This is a genomic window from Streptomyces sp. NPDC001970, from assembly GCF_053594115.1.
Map to the genome: position 1 here is coordinate 1 of NZ_JBSFDW010000036.1, position 18,736 is coordinate 18,736.

The 18,736-nt window shown below is 69.0% G+C and carries 15 protein-coding genes and 1 pseudogene; 6 read left to right on the forward strand and 10 right to left on the reverse strand.

Features of this window, described 5'->3' with window-relative positions:
• Positions 1–117: 117 nt before the first annotated feature.
• The 3 genes from ACWCP0_RS32665 to ACWCP0_RS32675 form a co-directional block, all read right to left on the reverse strand.
• Entirely contained in the window at positions 118–912 is a 795-nt protein-coding gene (locus ACWCP0_RS32665; protein ID WP_451082372.1) for an alpha/beta fold hydrolase, read from the reverse strand.
• A gap of 1,097 nt (positions 913–2,009) precedes the next feature.
• Positions 2,010–2,570: a DUF6884 domain-containing protein gene (locus ACWCP0_RS32670; protein ID WP_451082373.1), complete on the reverse strand. Its 561-nt coding sequence runs from the start codon at positions 2,568–2,570 to the stop codon at positions 2,010–2,012.
• Between the two features lie 65 nt (positions 2,571–2,635).
• Positions 2,636–2,944, reverse strand: coding sequence for a hypothetical protein (locus ACWCP0_RS32675; protein ID WP_451082374.1), 309 nt, complete (start codon positions 2,942–2,944; stop codon positions 2,636–2,638).
• 122 nt (positions 2,945–3,066) lie between these two features.
• Here ACWCP0_RS32675 and ACWCP0_RS32680 point away from each other — a divergent pair, with 122 nt between their 5' ends.
• Positions 3,067–3,471 (forward strand): hypothetical protein, encoded by a 405-nt coding sequence (locus ACWCP0_RS32680; RefSeq protein ID WP_451082375.1) that lies wholly within the window; start codon positions 3,067–3,069, stop codon positions 3,469–3,471.
• The gene (locus ACWCP0_RS32685; RefSeq protein WP_451082376.1) at positions 3,472–3,969 is read left to right on the forward strand and encodes a hypothetical protein; all 498 of its coding nucleotides are present in this window, start codon (positions 3,472–3,474) and stop codon (positions 3,967–3,969) included.
• 11 nt (positions 3,970–3,980) lie between these two features.
• Here ACWCP0_RS32685 and ACWCP0_RS32690 read toward each other — a convergent pair whose 3' ends face one another.
• A complete protein-coding gene (locus ACWCP0_RS32690) occupies positions 3,981–4,133 on the reverse strand; it encodes a hypothetical protein (RefSeq protein WP_451082377.1) in 153 nt (50 codons plus the stop codon).
• 223 nt (positions 4,134–4,356) lie between these two features.
• Here ACWCP0_RS32690 and ACWCP0_RS32695 point away from each other — a divergent pair, with 223 nt between their 5' ends.
• Positions 4,357–4,623 carry a hypothetical protein gene (locus ACWCP0_RS32695; RefSeq protein ID WP_451082378.1) on the forward strand — a complete coding sequence of 89 codons (267 nt, stop codon included), beginning with the start codon at positions 4,357–4,359 and terminating at the stop codon, positions 4,621–4,623.
• Between the two features lie 1,054 nt (positions 4,624–5,677).
• On the opposite strand, the gene ACWCP0_RS32700 is transcribed toward ACWCP0_RS32695, so the two are convergent.
• Positions 5,678–6,517: a class I SAM-dependent methyltransferase gene (locus tag ACWCP0_RS32700; RefSeq protein WP_451082379.1), complete on the reverse strand. Its 840-nt coding sequence runs from the start codon at positions 6,515–6,517 to the stop codon at positions 5,678–5,680.
• 1,134 nt (positions 6,518–7,651) lie between these two features.
• The gene (locus ACWCP0_RS32705; RefSeq protein WP_451082380.1) at positions 7,652–9,826 is read right to left on the reverse strand and encodes a SpoIIE family protein phosphatase; all 2,175 of its coding nucleotides are present in this window, start codon (positions 9,824–9,826) and stop codon (positions 7,652–7,654) included.
• Between the two features lie 583 nt (positions 9,827–10,409).
• Between ACWCP0_RS32705 and ACWCP0_RS32710 the strand changes: the two genes are divergently transcribed.
• Both ACWCP0_RS32710 and ACWCP0_RS32715 read left to right on the forward strand, forming a co-directional pair.
• Positions 10,410–12,911, forward strand: a complete 2,502-nt coding sequence (locus ACWCP0_RS32710) for a SpoIIE family protein phosphatase (RefSeq protein ID WP_451082381.1) — start codon at positions 10,410–10,412, stop codon at positions 12,909–12,911.
• 324 nt (positions 12,912–13,235) lie between these two features.
• On the forward strand, positions 13,236–13,610 hold the full coding sequence (locus tag ACWCP0_RS32715) for a cupin domain-containing protein (RefSeq protein WP_451082440.1): 375 nt from the start codon (positions 13,236–13,238) through the stop codon (positions 13,608–13,610).
• Between the two features lie 324 nt (positions 13,611–13,934).
• Here ACWCP0_RS32715 and ACWCP0_RS32720 read toward each other — a convergent pair whose 3' ends face one another.
• Positions 13,935–14,123 (reverse strand): hypothetical protein, encoded by a 189-nt coding sequence (locus ACWCP0_RS32720; RefSeq protein WP_451082382.1) that lies wholly within the window; start codon positions 14,121–14,123, stop codon positions 13,935–13,937.
• Between the two features lie 70 nt (positions 14,124–14,193).
• Positions 14,194–14,616, reverse strand: a complete 423-nt coding sequence (locus tag ACWCP0_RS32725) for a DUF3592 domain-containing protein (RefSeq protein WP_451082383.1) — start codon at positions 14,614–14,616, stop codon at positions 14,194–14,196.
• Positions 14,617–14,827: 211 nt separating this feature from the next.
• Here ACWCP0_RS32725 and ACWCP0_RS32730 point away from each other — a divergent pair.
• Positions 14,828–14,962, forward strand: a pseudogene (locus tag ACWCP0_RS32730) (hypothetical protein); the annotation flags it as partial.
• Positions 14,963–15,226: 264 nt separating this feature from the next.
• Here ACWCP0_RS32730 and ACWCP0_RS32735 read toward each other — a convergent pair.
• Both ACWCP0_RS32735 and ACWCP0_RS32740 read right to left on the reverse strand, forming a co-directional pair.
• Positions 15,227–16,489: a dihydrolipoamide acetyltransferase family protein gene (locus tag ACWCP0_RS32735; protein WP_451082384.1), complete on the reverse strand. Its 1,263-nt coding sequence runs from the start codon at positions 16,487–16,489 to the stop codon at positions 15,227–15,229.
• A gap of 10 nt (positions 16,490–16,499) precedes the next feature.
• Positions 16,500–18,689 carry an alpha-ketoacid dehydrogenase subunit alpha/beta gene (locus ACWCP0_RS32740; RefSeq protein WP_451082385.1) on the reverse strand — a complete coding sequence of 730 codons (2,190 nt, stop codon included), beginning with the start codon at positions 18,687–18,689 and terminating at the stop codon, positions 16,500–16,502.
• Positions 18,690–18,736 lie beyond the last annotated feature (47 nt).

Sequence of the window (18,736 nt, forward strand, 5' to 3'; positions counted from 1 at the left end):
CTTCAGAACCAGTGAAGTCAGGATGATCAAGAGATCGCAGAGTGGCTCACTTTTCATCCGCCGTCCGTGGCCCTCGTTTCACCCGTTGCCGAGACCTGAACGCGTAGCGGGCACGGCTCAGCAGTGGGCGAGCGCCCAGTCAAGGGCGTAGTCGGCGACCTCTTGCCAGCCGTCCTGGACGGGCATCAGGTGGGAGCGGCCGGGAAACACCTTGGCCTCGATGGTGGTGTTCTCCGCCTTGTAGTGCTTGGCGTTTGACGTCTGGACCTTCGGCGGCATGAGATGGTCGTACTCGCCGGAGAGGAACAGTAGGGGCGCCCGGTCGGCGTTGTGGAAGTCCACGTACGTGTCGGAGTGGCCGGGGCGAAGGTTGGCCAGCGAGCTGCTCCATACAATGCTGCCTGGTGCGGGGATGTGGTAGCGCTCATACGTGGCGCGGGCCTGGTCCTCGGGGAACCCGTTCGCAAAGGCGTAGCGCCATTGGTCGAAGTCCAGTCCGACGGCGCGGTGCCGGTTGGCCGGGTTCTTCAGGACGGGGAAGAGGGACCGGATTTGGGACAGCGGTACGACCGGCACGCCCTCGGCGGGCGCGGAGTTGATCGCCACTCCGGCGGCGCCGAGGCCGCGGTCCAGGAGGATCTGGGTGAAAGTGCCGCCGGCGGAGTGACCCATCACTATGGGAAGCCGGTCCAGCCCCATGATCAGACTCTCAAGGCTGGAGATGATCGCCGGAGCGGTCACAGTCTCGATCGGGGTCGGGTCGGCGTTAAGGGCCTCGACCTCCACCTCGAATCCGGGGTACGGCGGTGCGATGACGCGGAAGCCCTTGTTCTCGTAGTGGGCGATCCAGTTTTCCCAGGCCCGCGGCGTCACCCAAAAGCCGTGGACGAGGACGATGGTGTCGGGTTGCATCAGTATGCTCCTTAGGATGGGCCGATGGCCGTCATGAGTGGATGGGCCCGATGGCCGGTCATGATCTGTCGAACGTGAGGCGCAACTTCATTGCCGGATGCGACGGGGTGCGACGGCCGGGATGTCATTGTCCGCGGTCGGAATGACGTACCAAGGCAGCGACTCTTACGCACTGCCCCGCCGTTGAGGCCGGTTACCCCCCTCACCTCTGCCGAGGCGTTGGGCGGCGGTCATCGGCAGAAGCCCAGAAGAGGGAAGGCCGATGACGGACACGTCGCTGGCCTTCGCCGGCGTAGTCGTCGATTCCCGTGCCGGCGAGACCTGTCCGACTCGGCCGTAGCCGGCGCGAAAGGGGGCCAAGCCTGGGGCCAAGCCTGATTTCGTTGCCGCGTTCGCCACGAGTCTCCGCCACCTCTCTGTCCCGGCTTTCCGATCTCGCACTCAAAGACCGAGAGGGTCCATCAACTGTGACATCAGGGCACCACAGATTGCCTTTGAGGCAAACTGAGCTGACCCCGGTGGGAGATCCTGGCCGCCGGCGTGGGCCATCCCCGTGGTGATGGGGCAGGTTCCGCACCGACACCTTGGTGCCGGTACAACCGTTCATCCACGGGGCGAGGTAGTCGCGGCGGTGCCACCGCAGTTGGACCTCATCACCGGGAAAGAGAACGCGATTTCCTGGGGCCACCCGTTATCGGTGGTTGAGTGCTGTCTCCTGCTGTTTGCCCAGCTTGAGATGGTCCAGAGATCGCAGCAACAGCGAGCCATAGCGTCATGCCGGCTCGGCCGTAGGGTCGCCATGCCTGCCCACGAACGTGTGACCCCGGTCCTCCTTTTCTGACCGTCTCCAGCCGATCTCCGGTCCCTGGCCGCTGTCGCTCCTGCCGACCCGGATCCGGTCAGACGAGGAATGGAAGCGCATTCAGCTGGGCTACTTCTCCCGGGACATGGACGAGAAGTGGGACGTCTTCGCCGAGAAGGACGTCGTCTTCTTGCACCGGAGTTGGACGGGCCATGGCATCTTCGAGGCAACTTTTGCTCCGGTCGATGCCGGTGGCCGGCAGGCGCGGGGCCGTGGTGGAACGTGATCAGGACCGCTATCGGGGCAGGGACGACGACCTGTACTTCTTCTCGGTGCTGCTCAGGTCTCCCGCCATCGCCCGCGAGGGATCAACCGCGACAGCGCGGCCGCCAGGCAGCGGATGCTCGGCTGCGGTGATGTGGGACAGCCTGGCGCGTTGCCGTCCGATGCCGCGGCACCCGTCCAGGGGGCGCAGGACGTCCGGCCGGACGACGGCGACGGCGACGGCGACGACGTAGGCGCGGCCGCCGAGGGCGACCAGCTGCGGCACGTGGTCGAGGCCGAGGCGGCCGACTTGGGCGCGCAGCTGGTCGGGGTGGACACTGCCGGGCTCGCCCATGCGCAGGTCGTACGGGGACAGCGGCTCGTCGAGCGTCACGAAGCCGTGGGCTGCGGAGAGGCCCAGGACGGTGCCGGTGCTGCCGGCGATGGCGTGCGCGGCCCGTCGGCACAGCTGGTGGAAGGTTCCGATGTAGAGGTCCGCGGCCGGGACGGGAGCGGTCGTGGCCAGCTTGGCGGCGCTGCACGGCACCACGACGACGGGGCCGCCGCCGTCGGAAACGGGGGTGGTGTTCAAGGCGGTGTCCTTCGCATGGAAGCAGGCCGGGCCCGCCGCGGCAGGCGGCGGGCCCGGGCGTTCGGTCAAGCCGCGAGGGCCAGACGGTGGAGGTAGACGGTGGCCGGGGCCTCGCCGAGGTCGTGGCGGATCGCGTCGCCGGTGCGCCAGGTCAGCGGGCCTGCCACGGCCTCGATCCGGGCGGCTTCGGCGACGACGTCGGCGAGGCTGTATTGCTCCTTGAAGCGGTGGCCGATCCTGGCTTCCAGGTCGATGTACTTCTCTGGGCGCGGCAGGCCGAGCGCCCAGCACAGCATGACGGCGCGCACCAGCACGCTGAATCCGGCCAGGACACAGAACACGCAACTCAGGCGGCCAGTTGCGACCTGCGTCATCCCGTTTCACACTAGGCAGTGTTGCGCCAGGGCGCGACGCGGCCGCGTCGCAACCGAGTCACGGCTCATCGAATTGAGGGAAGCTGGTCCGCCTGCTACCGCTGCGCAATAGGAGGCGTAAAATGGCCGAGCAGCGCTCGGACATCAACTCCCTCACCGACGCGGAGTTGGACGACTACATTCACTCGATCAACGTCTTGCGTCAGCAATCTTCGGTGAACCCGGGCGATCCGACTGGATATGACGTCCAGGCGGAACTGCACAACGGTGCGGCGGGCCCGTGCGAGCACGGGAGTGATCTCTTCCTGCTCTGGCATCGGGCTCACCCTGCACTACTTCGAAAAGCTGCTGCAGGAGGCAGACCCACCCCGCACCCTGTGTTGGGCGGTTCGCCGACGCCTGTCGCCGACCACGTGCTCACGCTGCAATTCGTCCCGGCGCCCAGCGACACCGGCCTGCCCCCACAGCCAGTGGCACCTCTCGACGAAGTCGAACTGAAAGACGTCCTCATGGAGGTGTACTCCTAGATGCGCACGCCGGTGTACGAGCTTCACATCCGCCCCATGTTCCGAGCGACGGACCGCGATCACATGGGTGTCGCCCTGGACCTGTGGACGTACGAGGATGTGGTCGCTCATGCGGACCAGATCCTCGACCGTCTGGGAGCGGATATGCCGCCGGCCGCGCTCGGCGGCCCGTGGCCGCAGGAGTGGATCGATCTCTTCAGGCGGTGGAAGGACAGTGGCCTCAAGCGTCTTGAGTTCGGTACGGCGCAATTCACCGTCACCCGCTCGGCCAGTGCGGTTACGGTCAAGGCGACGGGTACCTTTCCCGCGGCGGGCTTCACGGGATGGCTGCAACTGGAGAGTGAAACCGACACGGCCAAAACCTACGTCCTTTATTTCGAACCACCGGATGCCCCGACGGCAGGTGCTGCCGAAGAGTTCGAGTTCAAGGAGCGGTACAGCCCTTCGGACAACCGAGCCGTTTTCATCCACGACAGCACTGGCACCACCCAGCCCTGATCACAGGCGGCTTACCGCGGGTGGTCCAGCGGAAGACGGCCCCACGTTCCGTCCCACTCGCCGTGCACGGCCCGGATCCGCCCGGCAAGCGCGGCATCGGCCCGCTCGCGCGCGGCGCGGGCCTCGCGGCCGGCCCGCCACTTGTAGCAGCTGGAGCGGGCCACCTCCAGCACACGCCTCGGGCCGCATGGCCCTGCGCCTGCCCCCGGGCACCTACTCGGCGTGGATGAACACCGCCGTGCCCGGGATCGACGGCACGCACACGCTGGGCTTCGCCATGTTCTCCGCGCCGCAGATCGACCTCGACGCCGACCGCACCGTCCGCTTCGACGCCGCGAACCTGCGCAAGGCGGCCGCCTACACCCCGCAGCCGACCGCCACCAGTTCATGCGGGTGGACCAGTACCGCACCAACCGCGACCTGTTCCCGTCCATGGACAGCTACATGCCCGAGACCCGGCGGTACGACAGCCTCTGGGTGACCCCGACGCCGAGGGTGACGAAGGGCACGTACATCTTCGCGACCCGCTGGCGGCAGATCCAGCCGCCGCTGGCCTTCTCCTCCGGCTCGCAGACCTACGACGACATCGTCATCCAGAGCCCGCCCCGCACTGCGGGAGGGCACGGGCAGCTACCGGGCCGTCTGGGCCGGTGACGGCTCGGCCTCGGACTTCCGCAAGGTGAAGGTGCGCGGCCCGGTGGCGGTCGTCCGCCGCAGCGACACCGTGCCCGCCCCGGACCAGGCCCCGGCCGCGGCGAAGGCCGGCGCCAGACAGCCGCTGATCCTGAACGACGGCTACGGCAAGTTCGACCCCTGGGCAAACCTGCCCGACGCCGCCCCGCTGCCGGTGGCCTCGCTCGGCACCGACGACAGCGCACGGCTGCTCGGCCGGATCCGCAAGACCGGCCCGGCGACGCTGAAGGTGGTCTCGCACCCGCATCCGCGCTACCTGTACGACCTGGTCCGCCACCACGACGGGGCGATCCCCCCGGGATCCGTCCCACCGGCCCGGCCTCGGCGAACTGGCCAGGATCGACGAGGAGTTCCGCGACACCAAGCAGGGCGAGGCCGTGGAGTACCGGGAGGACGTGTCCGCCATCTTCGACGGCCCCATGCTCATCCAGCCGACCCCGGTCCCGGCCCAGGGCACGCTGACGTCGTGGGTCTCGGCGGGCGCCGACGCCCGTTGGATCTCCTCCGCGGGCATGCGCGACCTCGGCAAGAGGGGCCTGACACGCTCGTACAAGCCGCGCAGCACCACCAGCGAAAGCTGGTTCTCACCCATCCAGCGCCCGCGAATGCTGCACGACGGCATCAGCTGGCGGCCCCCTTCCGGGTCGAGGACATCATCAGCACGTCCGCGGCGCCGGCCTGGGGAGACTCCGGCGGCCACACGGGCGTCGTCTGGATCGACGGCGACTCCTCGAAGATCTCTCTGTACCAGGGCGACCAACTTCTCGGCGAGGACATCAACGATCGGATCGTCACCGCCGAGGGCCTGGTGCAGCTCGACTACGCGGTGGCCACCGGCCTGTCCGGCAAGGCGCAATGGCGGACCGGGGCTGACGGTCACCCCCTCGCACCTGAAGGGAGCGGTGGGCGCGGGGGCGATCCGCACGGTGACGCTGGAAGTGTCGTACGACGAAGGCGTCACATGGCGCCGGACGACGCTGCGGCAGTCGGGCGGCGACTGGAAGGCACAGCTCTGCTATCTGGGCTTGCGCCAGACGAAGATCTCCGTGCTCGGCTGGCGTTCGGAGAACCGGCCCGACGGGGAGACCTCCCGAAGCAACCCATCGAGGTCGGCTTCAAAGGCGTCGCGACGCTCGCCGAACAGGTGCGGTGCGGAGTACGACAGCGAGAACACCCAGGCGACAACATCCTCGCGAGTGCGTTCCAGCGCCTGTCCGCCGGGCACTACATGCCGCTGAGGGCCGGCGAACCCTGCGCGGGTGAGCACGGCGGCCTCGTCTCCGGGTGTTCCGTGGACCAGTACGCCGCGGCCGGCCCGTCGGACCGGCCCAAGGTATTGCCTGGTCAGGCTCTCGACGGCGGAATATGGGACTGCCGGACAAGGGAGGCCCTCGACAGTTCGGGCCTCCGCCTTCAGGTCCGAGATGTGCACGAGTGCACCGCCAGGCCTGAGCACCCCCTTGATGATCGCTGCCACGGCGTCGCGATCCATCCAGTGGAAGGACTGGCCGAAGGTCGCGACGGTGAAAGTCCCAAGATCTGCGGGCAGTTCCTCGGCACGGGCCCGAAGCCACCGGGCTCTGCCAGGCATCGCTGCCTCGACAGCCCGCCGCTCGGCTTCGGCGATCATCCCGCTGTCGGGGTCCACGCCGACGACTTCACCGAACAAGTGCACCAAGCTCAGGGCAAGGATGCCCGGTCCACACCCCACGTCGATGAGGCGCCCCCGGCCGTCCAGCATGAGAATCTCGGCCAGCACGTCCGGGAGCCCGGGTGCGTACGGGAGCCTCCCGCGCTGGTAATAGGGGGCCGACCCCAGGAACAACGTCTCGTCCCACTCCCAGCCATCAGACATGCCGCCAGCCCATCTCTTTGACGCGGACGCCCGCTCGCCGCGACGATCAAACCACCCGCCACCGTGGGAATGCGTGCGAGCCGGCCGAGTTCAGGATTCTTCGGCTTCCGCCGGTCCGGATCCCAGGTGGCGTCGGCTCTGCCGGCGCGTCTGCAGCTTCTCGGCCGGAGCGGCGGCCGGGTCGGCCGCTGCCCGCTCCGCGGCGGTACGGCCGCGGTCGGTCCGAGGACTTGGCGCAAGGGCAGAGTCGAGGCGAGGGCCGGTGCCCAGGGGGCGGCGAGGGGTGCTCATCAGCACATCTTCCCCGCCGTCCAACGGTCGGTGGTCTTGGGGTGGCCGGGGATGCGCGGTCGGTCCAGACGGCGCGGCGCTCGACGTCCAGGACGTACCAGATGCGACCGCCGGTGACCTCGATCTGCCGGCGTTCCATCGCGTCACCGCGATGGGTGCCGTGGGCCGGGCTCGCCCTTGAGGCGGCGGTGGCGGTCGGTCCGGGTGGCCGGGGTGGGATCGGCGCGCATGAGAATCCAGGCGGCGCGGGTGTCGGTCGCGGCCTGGGGTGCCCAGTTGCTGCCGGCCTTGGGCGGCCTCGCCGTTGGCGAATCGGATGTCCTGCTCGCCTTCGCCGGGCGACGGGGTGGCGCTGCTTCTTGCTCTGCTTGTGGTCCACGGTCGGCGGCAGCTCTACATTCCCTGCCGCACCGTTCACCTCGCCTCCCGCGCTTGTGTCAGGCGTTGTTTTGCAGCACGAGCGCAGCTCGTCGATGAGCGCGGCAGGGCCGCTCGCGGCCTTCAACACCACGGCCCTGCCCGGCGCCCGTCGGTGCGGTCGGCGCGCACGCAGCCCGACGACGAGGCGAGTGACTCGCGGTCAGGTCGCGAATGAGGCTGAGGGGTGAGCTCGCCGTGGCTGTGGTGGTGATGAGGGGCCAGGGTCGCTGGCATCCCGATCACAGTGCCACCTACCCGTTGGTGATGGCCTTCGGGTGGTGGCGGATGTCGAAGGCGGGAACCCGGCATCCACAAGGAAGCCCTGCAAAACTGCGTCCGCCGGGCGGAGGCCGACCAGGGCAGCCGAGCTGTGCAGGCGCGGGCGTGCCGCGACCGCTCGCCGCAGGTCCCGCGGTTTCGCGCCTACCGGGCGGTGTCGAGCATGATGAGCAGCAAGGCGATGTCGTCCGTCCGGGGTGCGGTTTGCCGTGCATGGTCGATCAGGGCCGTGGCGAGCCTGTCCATGGACTGGGGCCGGGCCTGGGCGAGCTGGGCGGCGAGCCCCGCCATGGCGGCGTCCAGGTCGACCCCGGGAGTCTCGACGAGTCCGTCGGTGTACAGGGCGAGGACGGTACCGGGCGTCAGCGGGATCTCGGTGGATGGATAGTCCGCGTCGGGGTCGATGCCGAGCAGCAGCCCAGGGGGCAGGGGAAGGACCTCGGCGTGCCCGTCCGGCTGGCGCAGAACCGGCGGGGGATGCCCGGCCGTGGCCAGGACGGCCCGGCGGCGTGCGAGGTCGAGACGGGCGTACAGGCAGCTGACGAAGCGGCCCGAGTCCATGTCGACCAGCTGGCGGTTGGCCTGCGCGAGGGCCTGCGCCGGCGTGGCCCCGGTGGCGGCATAGGTGCGGATGGCGGGGCGGATCCGGCCCATGAGTGCGGCGGCGGTGACGTTGTGGCCCTGGACGTCGCCGATGACTGCGGCCGCGGTGGTGCCGTCCACCCGGACCAGGTCGTAGAAGTCGCCGCCGATGTCCATGCCGCGGACGCTGGGCAGATAGCGGGCGGCCACATCCAGTCCGGGAAGGTCGGGCAGCGAGTCGGGGAGCAGAGCCGCTTGCAGGGTCTGCGCGAGCTCTTGGGCGGTGTCGTACAGGCGGGCCCGTTCCAGCGCCTGCGCGATCAGTCCCGCCAGTGCGGTGAAGACGACCCGCTGGTTGTCGGAGAAGGGGTGGGGGCGGTCGAAGGCGAGCACACACGAGCCCAGCGGGCGCCCGGAGGCGATCAGTGGCAGAAAGGCCCAGGCCTGCAGACCGTCCTGGCGGGGGGCGGGCGGGTAGGCCCGGGCCAGCTCCTCGAAGGTGGCGAAGAAGCTCGGCACGCCGGTGGCGAGGACCTGGACCGCGGGCGCCGGGAAAGTCAGCGGCGCTCCGTCGATGTGCTCCAGGAGCCGGGGGCTGTATCCGCGACAGCCGATGACACGCATTCTGCCGTCCTCGGCCGCGAGCAGGGCCACGGTCCGGGCCCCGAAGGCCGGCAGCATCTCGTCGGTGACCAGATCGACCACATCGCCGACGCCCACGGCTTCGGAGAGGGCCGCGGCCAGGTGCAGCACCTGGTAGAGCTCGCCGAGGGGGATCGGCTCGCCTTGGAATGTCGCCGTCCTGGCGGGCGCTCCCTGCAAGGCCACGCCCGGACCGGTCGGCGAGATACGGACGCTCACCCCGGATCCGTCGGGGTAGAGCTCGAAGGCGAGCCATCGGTCCGGCGTGAGCATGGCGGTGAAGTAGCCGGGCTTCCGACTGACCACGGCAGCGCGGTAGCGGTCCTCGAAGGCCGGGTCGGTGCACCAGGACAAAGACTGCCAGGGGCGCGTGCCGAGCAGATCGGAGATGCTGCCGCCGAGCAGGTCGGCCGCGGTGGCGCTGACGTAGGTGAACCTGCCCTCGAGGTCGAGGGAGCAGCTGCCCTCCGGCAGCCGTTCGGCGAAGTCCGCCGCGGCCAGCGCCTCGGCCGGCTCCCGCTTCCGGGCGGGCGGCTGCGGCAGCGTGCGCGGTAGCGGTGCGGGACCGACGGCGTGGCCGGTGTCGGCGGCGTCGCGCAGGAAACGCCCCAGGCGCCGGCAGGCGGCACCGACCCGCTCGCGGCTCGGACTGGCGGGCCCGGCGCCGTCGGAGCCGGGCCAGAACAGCAGCAGCGTGCCCCAGGCTGTGGTGCCGGTGAGGATCGGCGCCGCGGCCACCGCGAAGTGGTACGGCAGGGCGATCGCCGTGCGCGGGTAGCGACGGGCAAGCTCCTGGGGGCGGCCGAGCCAGACCAGCCGCCGCTCGCGCACCGCCTCGGCCACCGGAACGGGACTCGACAGCGCCACCCCGAACCAGGGCGCGAGATACTCCGCCGGCATGCCGGCGGTCACCTCCAGCCGCAGCGTCTGCCCGTCGGACGCGAGCAGGAAGACCGCTCCCGCATGCACGCCCGTGTCACGCACGGCGAGCTCCAGCAGCCGGTCCAGCTCAGCCCGGCGTACCGACCCGCCGGCGGGCGTAGGGGGGCGGGACCCGTATGGCTGTGCAGCGCCGCCGTCCGCTGTCGCGCACATACCAACACCGTACGTCCGCACCGGCCGACCCCGCGCGGGAGGCTCGGGGCGACGCCGTTGCGGTACGAGGGAGCGCCCGGTGATCCCGTGGCAGCGATGAACTCCGTGGCTCCCGGGGTGAGCGCTTCGTCGGACAGCGGTGTGCACCGTACGCCGCCCGCGCCGAGCGCGAGGGGAAACGCGCTGACGGACCGCGTCCTGTCGTCGACCGTCCCGTGAGGACCAGGATGGCGATGCCGACGACGGGCGCGAGCAGCCGCCACCACAGCCGGCAACGCTGCAGGCCGGCGTTCCGCACGACGCCCGGCCGAGCGGGCGGCGGCCAGAAGTAGTGCGGGCGCAGGGTGCGCGCAGTTGCGGTCAGCTTCCTGGGGCCCGGTCGCGGGCGGCCGCACATATGCCGTCCACTTGCGCCGCCCGCCTCGCACCCCGTCAGCGGGCCCTCACGACCGAACTGGTATCTGCCATGGCTGCGGCGTTGTCACAGAGCAGAGCCTCATCCGGTCAATCTCCCAAATGAGGCGCCAATCGACTTCTACACGCCTACACCGCCCGCCCCGGCCATCCGAAGGACAACAGGTCGATGACCATAACCAGCACCGACAGGGTGACATTCGGTAAGCGGATGAACCCGTCTGAGGTATCCGACACGGCGTTCGCGCTGCTCGACGAGCAGGGAACGGTGGTCGCATGGACGCAGACCGCCGAGCGGCTTGTCGGATATTCCGCCGGGGACGTGGTGGGCCGGTCCGCCGCGCTCGTACTGCCATCCTTCGAAGAAGTGCCGACGATGTCGGCGTTCGTCGAGCAGTGTCATGCCCAAAATGGCTGGTCGGGCGCGGCGGCGGTGCGCCACCGGGACGGCCGCGTGCTCGACGTCAGCCTGCGGATCTCGACTCTGTGGGGGCAGGACGGAGCATCGCGGTGGCTTGCGTCCGTGACCGACATCGGCGCGCTGTCCGGGGACGCGGTGGACGGATCGGTGCGCGGGTCGCTTCTTGCCCGCGCGCCGATCGGCGTCGTCGTTCGTGACCTGGAGTTGCGTTGCACCTGGGTGAACGACGTGATGGAGAGCCACGACAGCATTTCCCGTGACCAGCGGCTCGGACGTCGATGCACCGATACATGGCCCGGTGTCAATGCCGAAGCGACCGAGGCGGTGATGCGGCAGGTGCTCCAGAGCGGTAGCACCAAGATCCACGAGTACCGGACGTGGCTGCCGACGAGTCTGGGCGAGGAGCACCCGCTCGCGGTTTCGTTCTCCTGTCTCCAAGGCGCCGACGGCCAAGCCCTGGGGGTGTGCACCATCAGCGTCGACGTCACCGAGAGCCGGCGGGCGCGCGAGCGCCTCTCCATCCTCAGGGAGACCGGCACGCGACTTGGCAGGACCCTGGATGTGATGCAGACCGGTCAGGAACTGGCCGATCTTGCCGTGCCCCTGTTCGCCGACTTCGTCGCCGTGGACCTGGAGCAGTCGGTCCCGTTCTGCGAGGGGCCCCCGGTCGGTATCGGCTCGATGACAGAGCGCCTCCCCGCGTTCCGACGTGCCGGTCTGGCCTCGATCCACCAAGGGGTCCCGGAATCCGCGTGGGTGCGGGGTGAGCCGGTTCTCGTGTCGCCCGCCTCACCGATGGCCGACGTCCTGCGCACCGGCAGGTCCCGCCTGGAGCCGATCCTGGACACCGCCCCGGGCTCATGGATCGACCAGGACCCGGTACGGGCGCAGAAGATCCGTGAGAACGGCATGCACTCCGTGATGGTCGTCCCCATCCGTGCGCGGCGTGCTCTGCTGGGGGTGGCGTTGTTCATCCGCACCGAGGATCCGGTGCCGTTCCAGGAGGTCGATCTGCTCCTGGCCGAAGAGTTCGTCAGTCGCGCCGCGGTGTCGTTGGACAACGCTCGTCAGTACTGCCGCGAGCACACCGCGGCACTCGCGCTCCAACGCAATCTGCTCCCGCACCGTTTGAAGGGCGGCTCGGCGGTCGAGGCGGCCTCCCGCTACCTACCCGCCGACATCGACCGCGGCGTCGGGGGCGACTGGTTCGATGTGATCCCGCTGTCCGGCGCCCGAGTGGCCCTCGTCGTCGGCGATGTGGTCGGACACGGCATCAACGCCGCCGCGACCATGGGCAGGCTCCGCACCGCCGTCCACACGCTCGCCGACATGGACCTGCCCCCCGACGAGCTGCTGGCCCGCCTCGATGACACGGTCCAGCGACTGGCGGAACAAGATGCCGACGCCCCGGACCAGACCCCTGCGGTGGTGGGCGCCACCTGTCTGTATGCCGTCTACGACCCGGTCACCCGGAAGTGCACCATGGCAGGGGCCGGGCACCCCCCGCCCGCGATCATCGACCCGCAGGGCCAGGTCACCTTCCCCGACGTTCCCACCGGAGCCCCACTCGGCTTCGGCCTGGGGGTCCCCTTCGAGGCCATGGAGCTGGAACTGCCCGAGGGAAGTCTCCTCGCCCTGTACACCGACGGCCTGATCGAGACCCGCGACCACGACATCGAGGAGGGAATGCACCGCCTGGGCACCGTCCTCGCGCAACCGGGTCGCTCCCTGGAAGACCTCTGCACCCGCGCGATGGAGCCCTTCCAGGGGCAGGCGGCGTGCGACGACGTCACCCTGCTCCTCGTTCGCACCCGCTCGCTCCGCCCGGCCCAGGTTGCCTCCTGGACGCTGCCCAGTGACCAGCCCGCTGTCCGCCGCGCCCGGAACCTGGCAGCCGGTCAGCTGGCCGCATGGGGACTGGAAGGTCTCGAGGATGCCACGAAGCTGATCGTCAGCGAACTGGTCACCAACGCCGTCCGCTCCCACAGCACCGGCCCGATCCGTCTGCGCCTGATCCAGCACAAAGTCCTGACCGTCGAAGTGTCCGACACCGACACCTGCCCCCCGCGCCCGCGCAGTGCACGCACCGTCGACGAAAACGGCCGCGGCCTCTCCCTGGTCGCCCAGGTGTCCCGCCGATGGGGCTCCCGCCCGATAGCAGGCGGCAAGGTCGTCTGGGCCGAAGCAGAGCTTGCCTCCGCACCCTCACACGCACGGGCCTCCGGCACGCCGCCCGCACTCGAGGAGTAACCGGACCGCGCCTCCGCCCCGGATCGTGAGGGCGGCCGGCGGGAGGCACTGTGGTCCGGGTGCCATCTGTACGAGTCAGAAATGGCACGGCCCGTCACAGATGCGGGCCGTGCCCTGTCTTCACTGCGTAGCAAGTTGTGTGAGCCCGAAATTGACGAACACGGTCACCGCTGAACGAGCTGTCGGTACACCGGCCCAGGAGGCGGTGGCCGACGCAACGGTCGTCCGTTCCGGGCAGGCCTACGGAGGTGCAGTTCAGTGTCGGAGAAGGACTCGGCGGACGGGACCGCCAAGCAGGAAAGCCCGGCGGCGTTCGGGCCCAAGATGCTGGCGGACGTCAAGCCGCCCTTCATTCCCGAGGGTGCCTCGGGGACGACCGTCCTCGTCGAGTGGCCTCCCGGTCACCCCGGCGCTGCTCCGCACCGCCACTCGGGGCCGGCTTTCGGCTACGTGATGGAGGGCGCGGTCCGGTTCGAGCTCGAGGGTGAGCCGGAGCGCGTGGTCAAGGCCGGCGGGACGTTCTGGGAGCCGGGCGGTGACGTGATCCACTACCAGGACGGCAACGCCCTGTCGGACGCGCCGACCAAGTTCATCGTGTTCATGCTGTGTGAGCCGGGTCAGCCGATGCTCACGTTCGTCGACGAGGAGGAGCTGGAGAAGCGGGCGCATCTGCGCGCCCCGCGTCCCTCCGCAGGCTGACCCGCGAGTCCGATACGGGAGGCGGAGCCCGGGACCCTGCCCGGCCCAGTGGAGGTGCGGGCAGGAAGCATGCAGGGCGGGAGGCGAAACCGTCGATGTGGAGGCACGGCAGACTTTGACGAGCCGCCAACTACCTTGTGGCCATGCCGGAACGTCGGCACAAGCCTGGCAGCAGCCCAGCCCGGGCCGCAGGGTGCCAAGTGACTTCGTGCGGGTCGTGATCGAGGCTGCGCACAGGCTGACCTACCTCGCAGGCGGCCAAGAGCCGGGAGAGGAACGCCGCAGGGATGGTGAACGGGTCCCCATCACCATCCCCCGCGAGCGTCAGAACTTGCCCGTCTGCTGCTCGGTGGGGTGCCCCAGATGCATGGTGAACTCCTCGACGAACGCATCCGTGAGCGGTGGCCACCCCCAGAAGTCGAAGGCGAACGCACCGAGGGCGAAGCCGGACGCCCACTGCCACTCAGCAACGGGGACGGGCTCTCCGCAGGAGGAGCACGCGGCGCTCCCCACACCCGTTACACCAGGCCCTTGGCCGCCTTGTCGGGCTGCTCCTGGGGGATGCGCGGAGTGAGGTCCGCGGTCAGCCGAAGATCTCGTAGAGCAGCAGGGTGGTGAAGACGGCACACGCCAGGCCGCATCCCGTCACCACCACGAGCCCCAGGCGCACTGGAGCCCAGTTGCCCCGGCCCGCGATGGTGGCTGTCCGTTGCGGGTCCACCGGGTCGTACGTGACGGTGACCTGCGTTCCGGTGGTCATGGTCCAGCCGGCGAGATCCTTGAACTCCACCTCACGGCCCTCGGTCGTACGGAACACGAAGAAGTGGTCCTTGGCGTCGGAGTCCCGGTCCGGATACTCCACCCGGCTGCACGCGCCCGACGTCCGGACTCCCCGGCGGAGGGTCCGCATCACTGTCAGCAGACGACGCAGGTACATCACCGTGAACGCACCGAACAGCGCGGCCATACAGCCGAAGAAGAGGTAGCCCCCTCCGGGAATCTCCACGTCAGTGAACCTCGATCGACTCGGTGATCATCTTCAGGGGCCGGCATCGTCGGTGCCCGTCGCCAACCCGTGCCGGGACAATACGCGCCGACCCTTTCACTCGCGGAGGGGCCGGGCCCCTTTTCAGCCGGAGGGGCTCAGCTTTCATTGATCTCGATCACCGTGGTTTTGCACACCTTGTCGGCAAAGGTCAGCCTCTTGTCGTCCCACAGTGGCTGCCTACGGCACCCACGCCGGCATCGAAGGCACCGTCTCCCAAGTCGTCGGGGTGACACGGACACGCACCACGCCCCACCGCGGGCTGCGCAAGACCCACCTCGGTCACGTCCTGACCGCCGCCGGACTCAACCTCCACCGCCCCGATGCCCGATGTCCCGAAACTCCCATCGGCATCACCCACATCAGCCGGGCTCGGACCGGAAGTGGGCCGCCTGAACACCGAATCCGCCAACAAAGTGCTCAAGAACCGGGGTTCCTCACTGGATCACGCTCAAACCCGGCTCCGCACCGCGCAGCGCGGTCGCGAAGCCGCCTGATCCACCGCCAGGGATCACAAGGTCGAGCGTGGTCTCGGTCCTGGTGCGTTCTCCTCGCCTTCGCGTTCGCCCGCTCACAGCAGGATCCGGAGCGGGTGTTCGAGCACGTCCACGAACGCCTTCATCCACTCGGCCGCAGTGGCGCCGTCCACCGACCGGTGGTCGACGGCGAGGGTCACACGCAGAACGGACGCGACGTTGACCGCGCCGTCCTCGACGACCGCCTCCTGCCGCACCGCACCGACGGCCAGAATCGCGGCCTGTGGCGGATTGATGATCGCTGCGAAGTCCTCGGTGCCGTACATGCCGAGGTTTGTGATCGAGATCGTGCCGCCTTCCAGTTCGTCCTGCCGGAGCCGGCGCTCCTTCGCGCGGGCAATCAGGTCCTTCGTAGCCGTGGCAACGCCGCTCATCGACAGGGAGTCCACGCCGCGGATCACTGGGGTGACCAAACCGCCGTCGGTGGCGACGGCTACGGCGATGTCGACGTCCGAGAAGTGCCGGATCGAGGTGTCGTTCCACTGCACGTTCATCGCCGGAACGTCCACGTGCGCGGACGCGATCGCCTTGACGAGCAGGTCGTTGATCGACACCTTCACCCCCTGGCCGGCGTTGATCTGTTGCCGCAGCTCGAGCAATGCGTCGACGCGTGCGCCGGCGCGTAGATAGAAGTGCGGCGTGTTCTGCTTGCTCTCCGTCAGCCGGCGGGCGATGGCCGCCCGCATCCGTGTGTTGGGCACGTCCACAGATCGCGGATCGAGCGCGGAAGTCCCGATTCCATGGATCTCTGCCCCGGCGTTCACCGGCGACGTTTCCTCCGGCTCCGCCGACCTGACGACAGCTGCTTCGATGTCGGACCGCCGGATTCGTCCGTGCGGGCCGCTCCCCACCACAGCATTCAGATCGACTCCGAGCTCGCGCGCGAGACGTCGCGCCAGCGGGCTGGCGAAGATGCGCTCGCTGTTGTCTCGCGACGCCTCGGTGGGCGCAGGAGCGACCGTGCCTGCCGGCGTCGCCGGCTCTTCCGGCGCCGACGCCGAGGCGGTGGAAGCCTTCACCGGCACATCTCCGGTACCCAGCGAGGCCACCAGGGCGTCCACCTCGGACGCCGACTCGTCCGGCGCCCCCCAGACTGCGATCGGTGTGCCCACCGCCACTGTCGTGCCCGCTTCCACCAGGAGGCGCAGTAGTACGCCGTCGCTCTCGGCTTCCACGTCGACCGCGGCCTTCTCGGTCTCCACCGTGACGATCGGATCGCCGGCCGCATAAGGGGTGTTCACGCGGACGTTCCAGGATTCCAGGATCGCCTCTGCGGTGTTGGCGGCGACCTCGGGCATGCGCAGAATCTCAGCCATTGTTCTGCCCCTGCGAGATCTCGCGGAGCTTGGCGACGACTTCCTCCGTGGAAGCGAACGCGGCACGCTCCAGTACCTTGCTGATGCTCGGCGACGCCTCGCCACCGGTGACGCGCTCGATCGGGGCGTCGAGCCAGTCGAACAACCGGCGCTGGATCTCGTCCGCCAGCCAGCCGCCGTAGGAGGTGCCGATGGCGCCCTGTTCGGCGATGAGCACGTTGTTGGTCTTCATCACGGACTGGGTGATCGTGTCCCAGTCCAGGCTGGCCCGGTCCAGCCAGCGGAGGTCGATGACCTCGGCGTCCACTCCCGTCTGTTCGACGGCGTCCAGAACGGCCGGCGTCATCGCCAGATAGGTGAGGATGGTCAGGGCCGCGCCCTCACGGCGTACGGCGGCCTTGCCCACCGGAAGGTAGTGGTCGTAGTTCTCCGGCAGGCCGGGACCTGTCGAGTTGTACAAATCCACGTGCTCGAGAACCACGACCGGGTCATCACAGGCCAAGGCCGTGTTCATCAGGCCGACGTAGTCGAACGGCGTCGACGGAGCGACGATTCGCCAGCCCGGTGCCGTCGCGAAGATGCCGGCCGGGTCCATCGAGTGCTGTGATCCGTATCCGGTCCCGGTGGCGACCTTGCTGCGCAGGACGAAAGGCACATTGCCCTCGCCTCCGAACATGTGGCGGGCCTTTCCGATCTGGTTGAACAGCTGGTCTGCCGCCACCCACATGAAGTCGGCGTACATGAACTCGACGATCGGGCGGAACCGGCCGTCCAGAGCCAGTCCGCCGCCCAGGCCGGCGAACGCGTTCTCCGAAATCGGAGTCCCGATCACACGGTCGGGGAACGCCTCACTCAGGCCGCGAGTCGCGCCATTGGTGCCGCCGTTGAGCCGGTGCACGTCCTCCCCCATCACCACGACGCGAGGGTCGGTCTCCAGGCGGCGTCCCATCACTCCGGCGACGGCGCCGATGAACTTGACATCGGTCAAGCCGTCAGCGAAGTCCTCGGCGTCGGTGAACTCGATCTCGGCCAGCTCCGACAGGTCGCCCCGGACTCCTTCGTCGACGAACGCCGGATCCGGCCACTCCGAGGGCACGATGCGTCGCTCACCCGGCTTGCCGCCCGGCCGCGGTTCCAGGAGGACGTCGCCGAGTTCGGACATCAGATCCTTGGCACGCTTGATCGCCTCCGCAACCGCCTTCTTGCTGAGGATCCTGCGTCGCACCAGGTGTCCCACCATGGTGTCGATCGGGTCGCGAGCGCGCCACTGGGCTTCCTCTTCCTTGGTGCGATACCGGAACGCCGATCCGGGAAAGGGACCGTTCTGGTGGAAGTAGCGGTACACATCGGCTTCGATCATCGTCGGACCGTCGCCGCTGCGCATGTGCGCGAGGGCCTGCTGCGTCGCGAGGTACACGGCCAGCGGATCCATACCGTCGACCTTCCAGCTCCGGATGCCGAAGCCCGGGCCCCGGCCGGACAGCCGTAGCTCGGCGGTGACTTCGGACACGTGGGTGGAGACGGCGTACAGGTTGTTCTCGACGAAGAAGCACAAGGGCAGCGACCACGCCGCCGCGAGATTGAGGCTCTCCAGCGTGGATCCGATGTTGATCGCACCGTCGCCGAAGAACGTGAAGGTCACCGCGTCAGTGCCGGCCTTTTTGTGGGCCCACGCGGATCCGGCCGCGAGCGGTACCCCGCCACCGACGATCGCGTTGGTCCCGATGGCGCCGGCCTCGTGCCACTGGAGGTGCATGCTGCCGCCTCGACCGTGGCTGAAGCCCCGGTCAAGTCCGCATATTTCACGCAGGCTGCGCAGGAGCACGGCCCGTACATCCTCAGGGAACGGCTTCGTCGGGTCGATGCCTTTCGGATACAGATGGGCGAGCACCTTGGCGAGGAACTGGTGATGGCCACGATGTGACCCGTTCACGGTGTCCTCGGACGTCAGGGCGAAGCACGCACCGACCGCGCCGCCTTCCTGACCGATGCTGGAGTGCGCGGGGCCGTGGATGAGACCGTCCGCGGCAAGCTCCAGGACGTACTCCTCGAAGGTCCGGATCAGCACCAGCTGGCTGAACATGCCCGTCAGGAGGTCCGGAGCCGCGGCGTCCCAGTCGTCCTGGGTGACGACGAACTCCGACCACGCGGCCTTCGCTTCGAGTGTGTGTTCCGCAGGCATCGGGAGCCCCCTTCAATCGACCGGAGTGCCCCGACACTGCCACACAG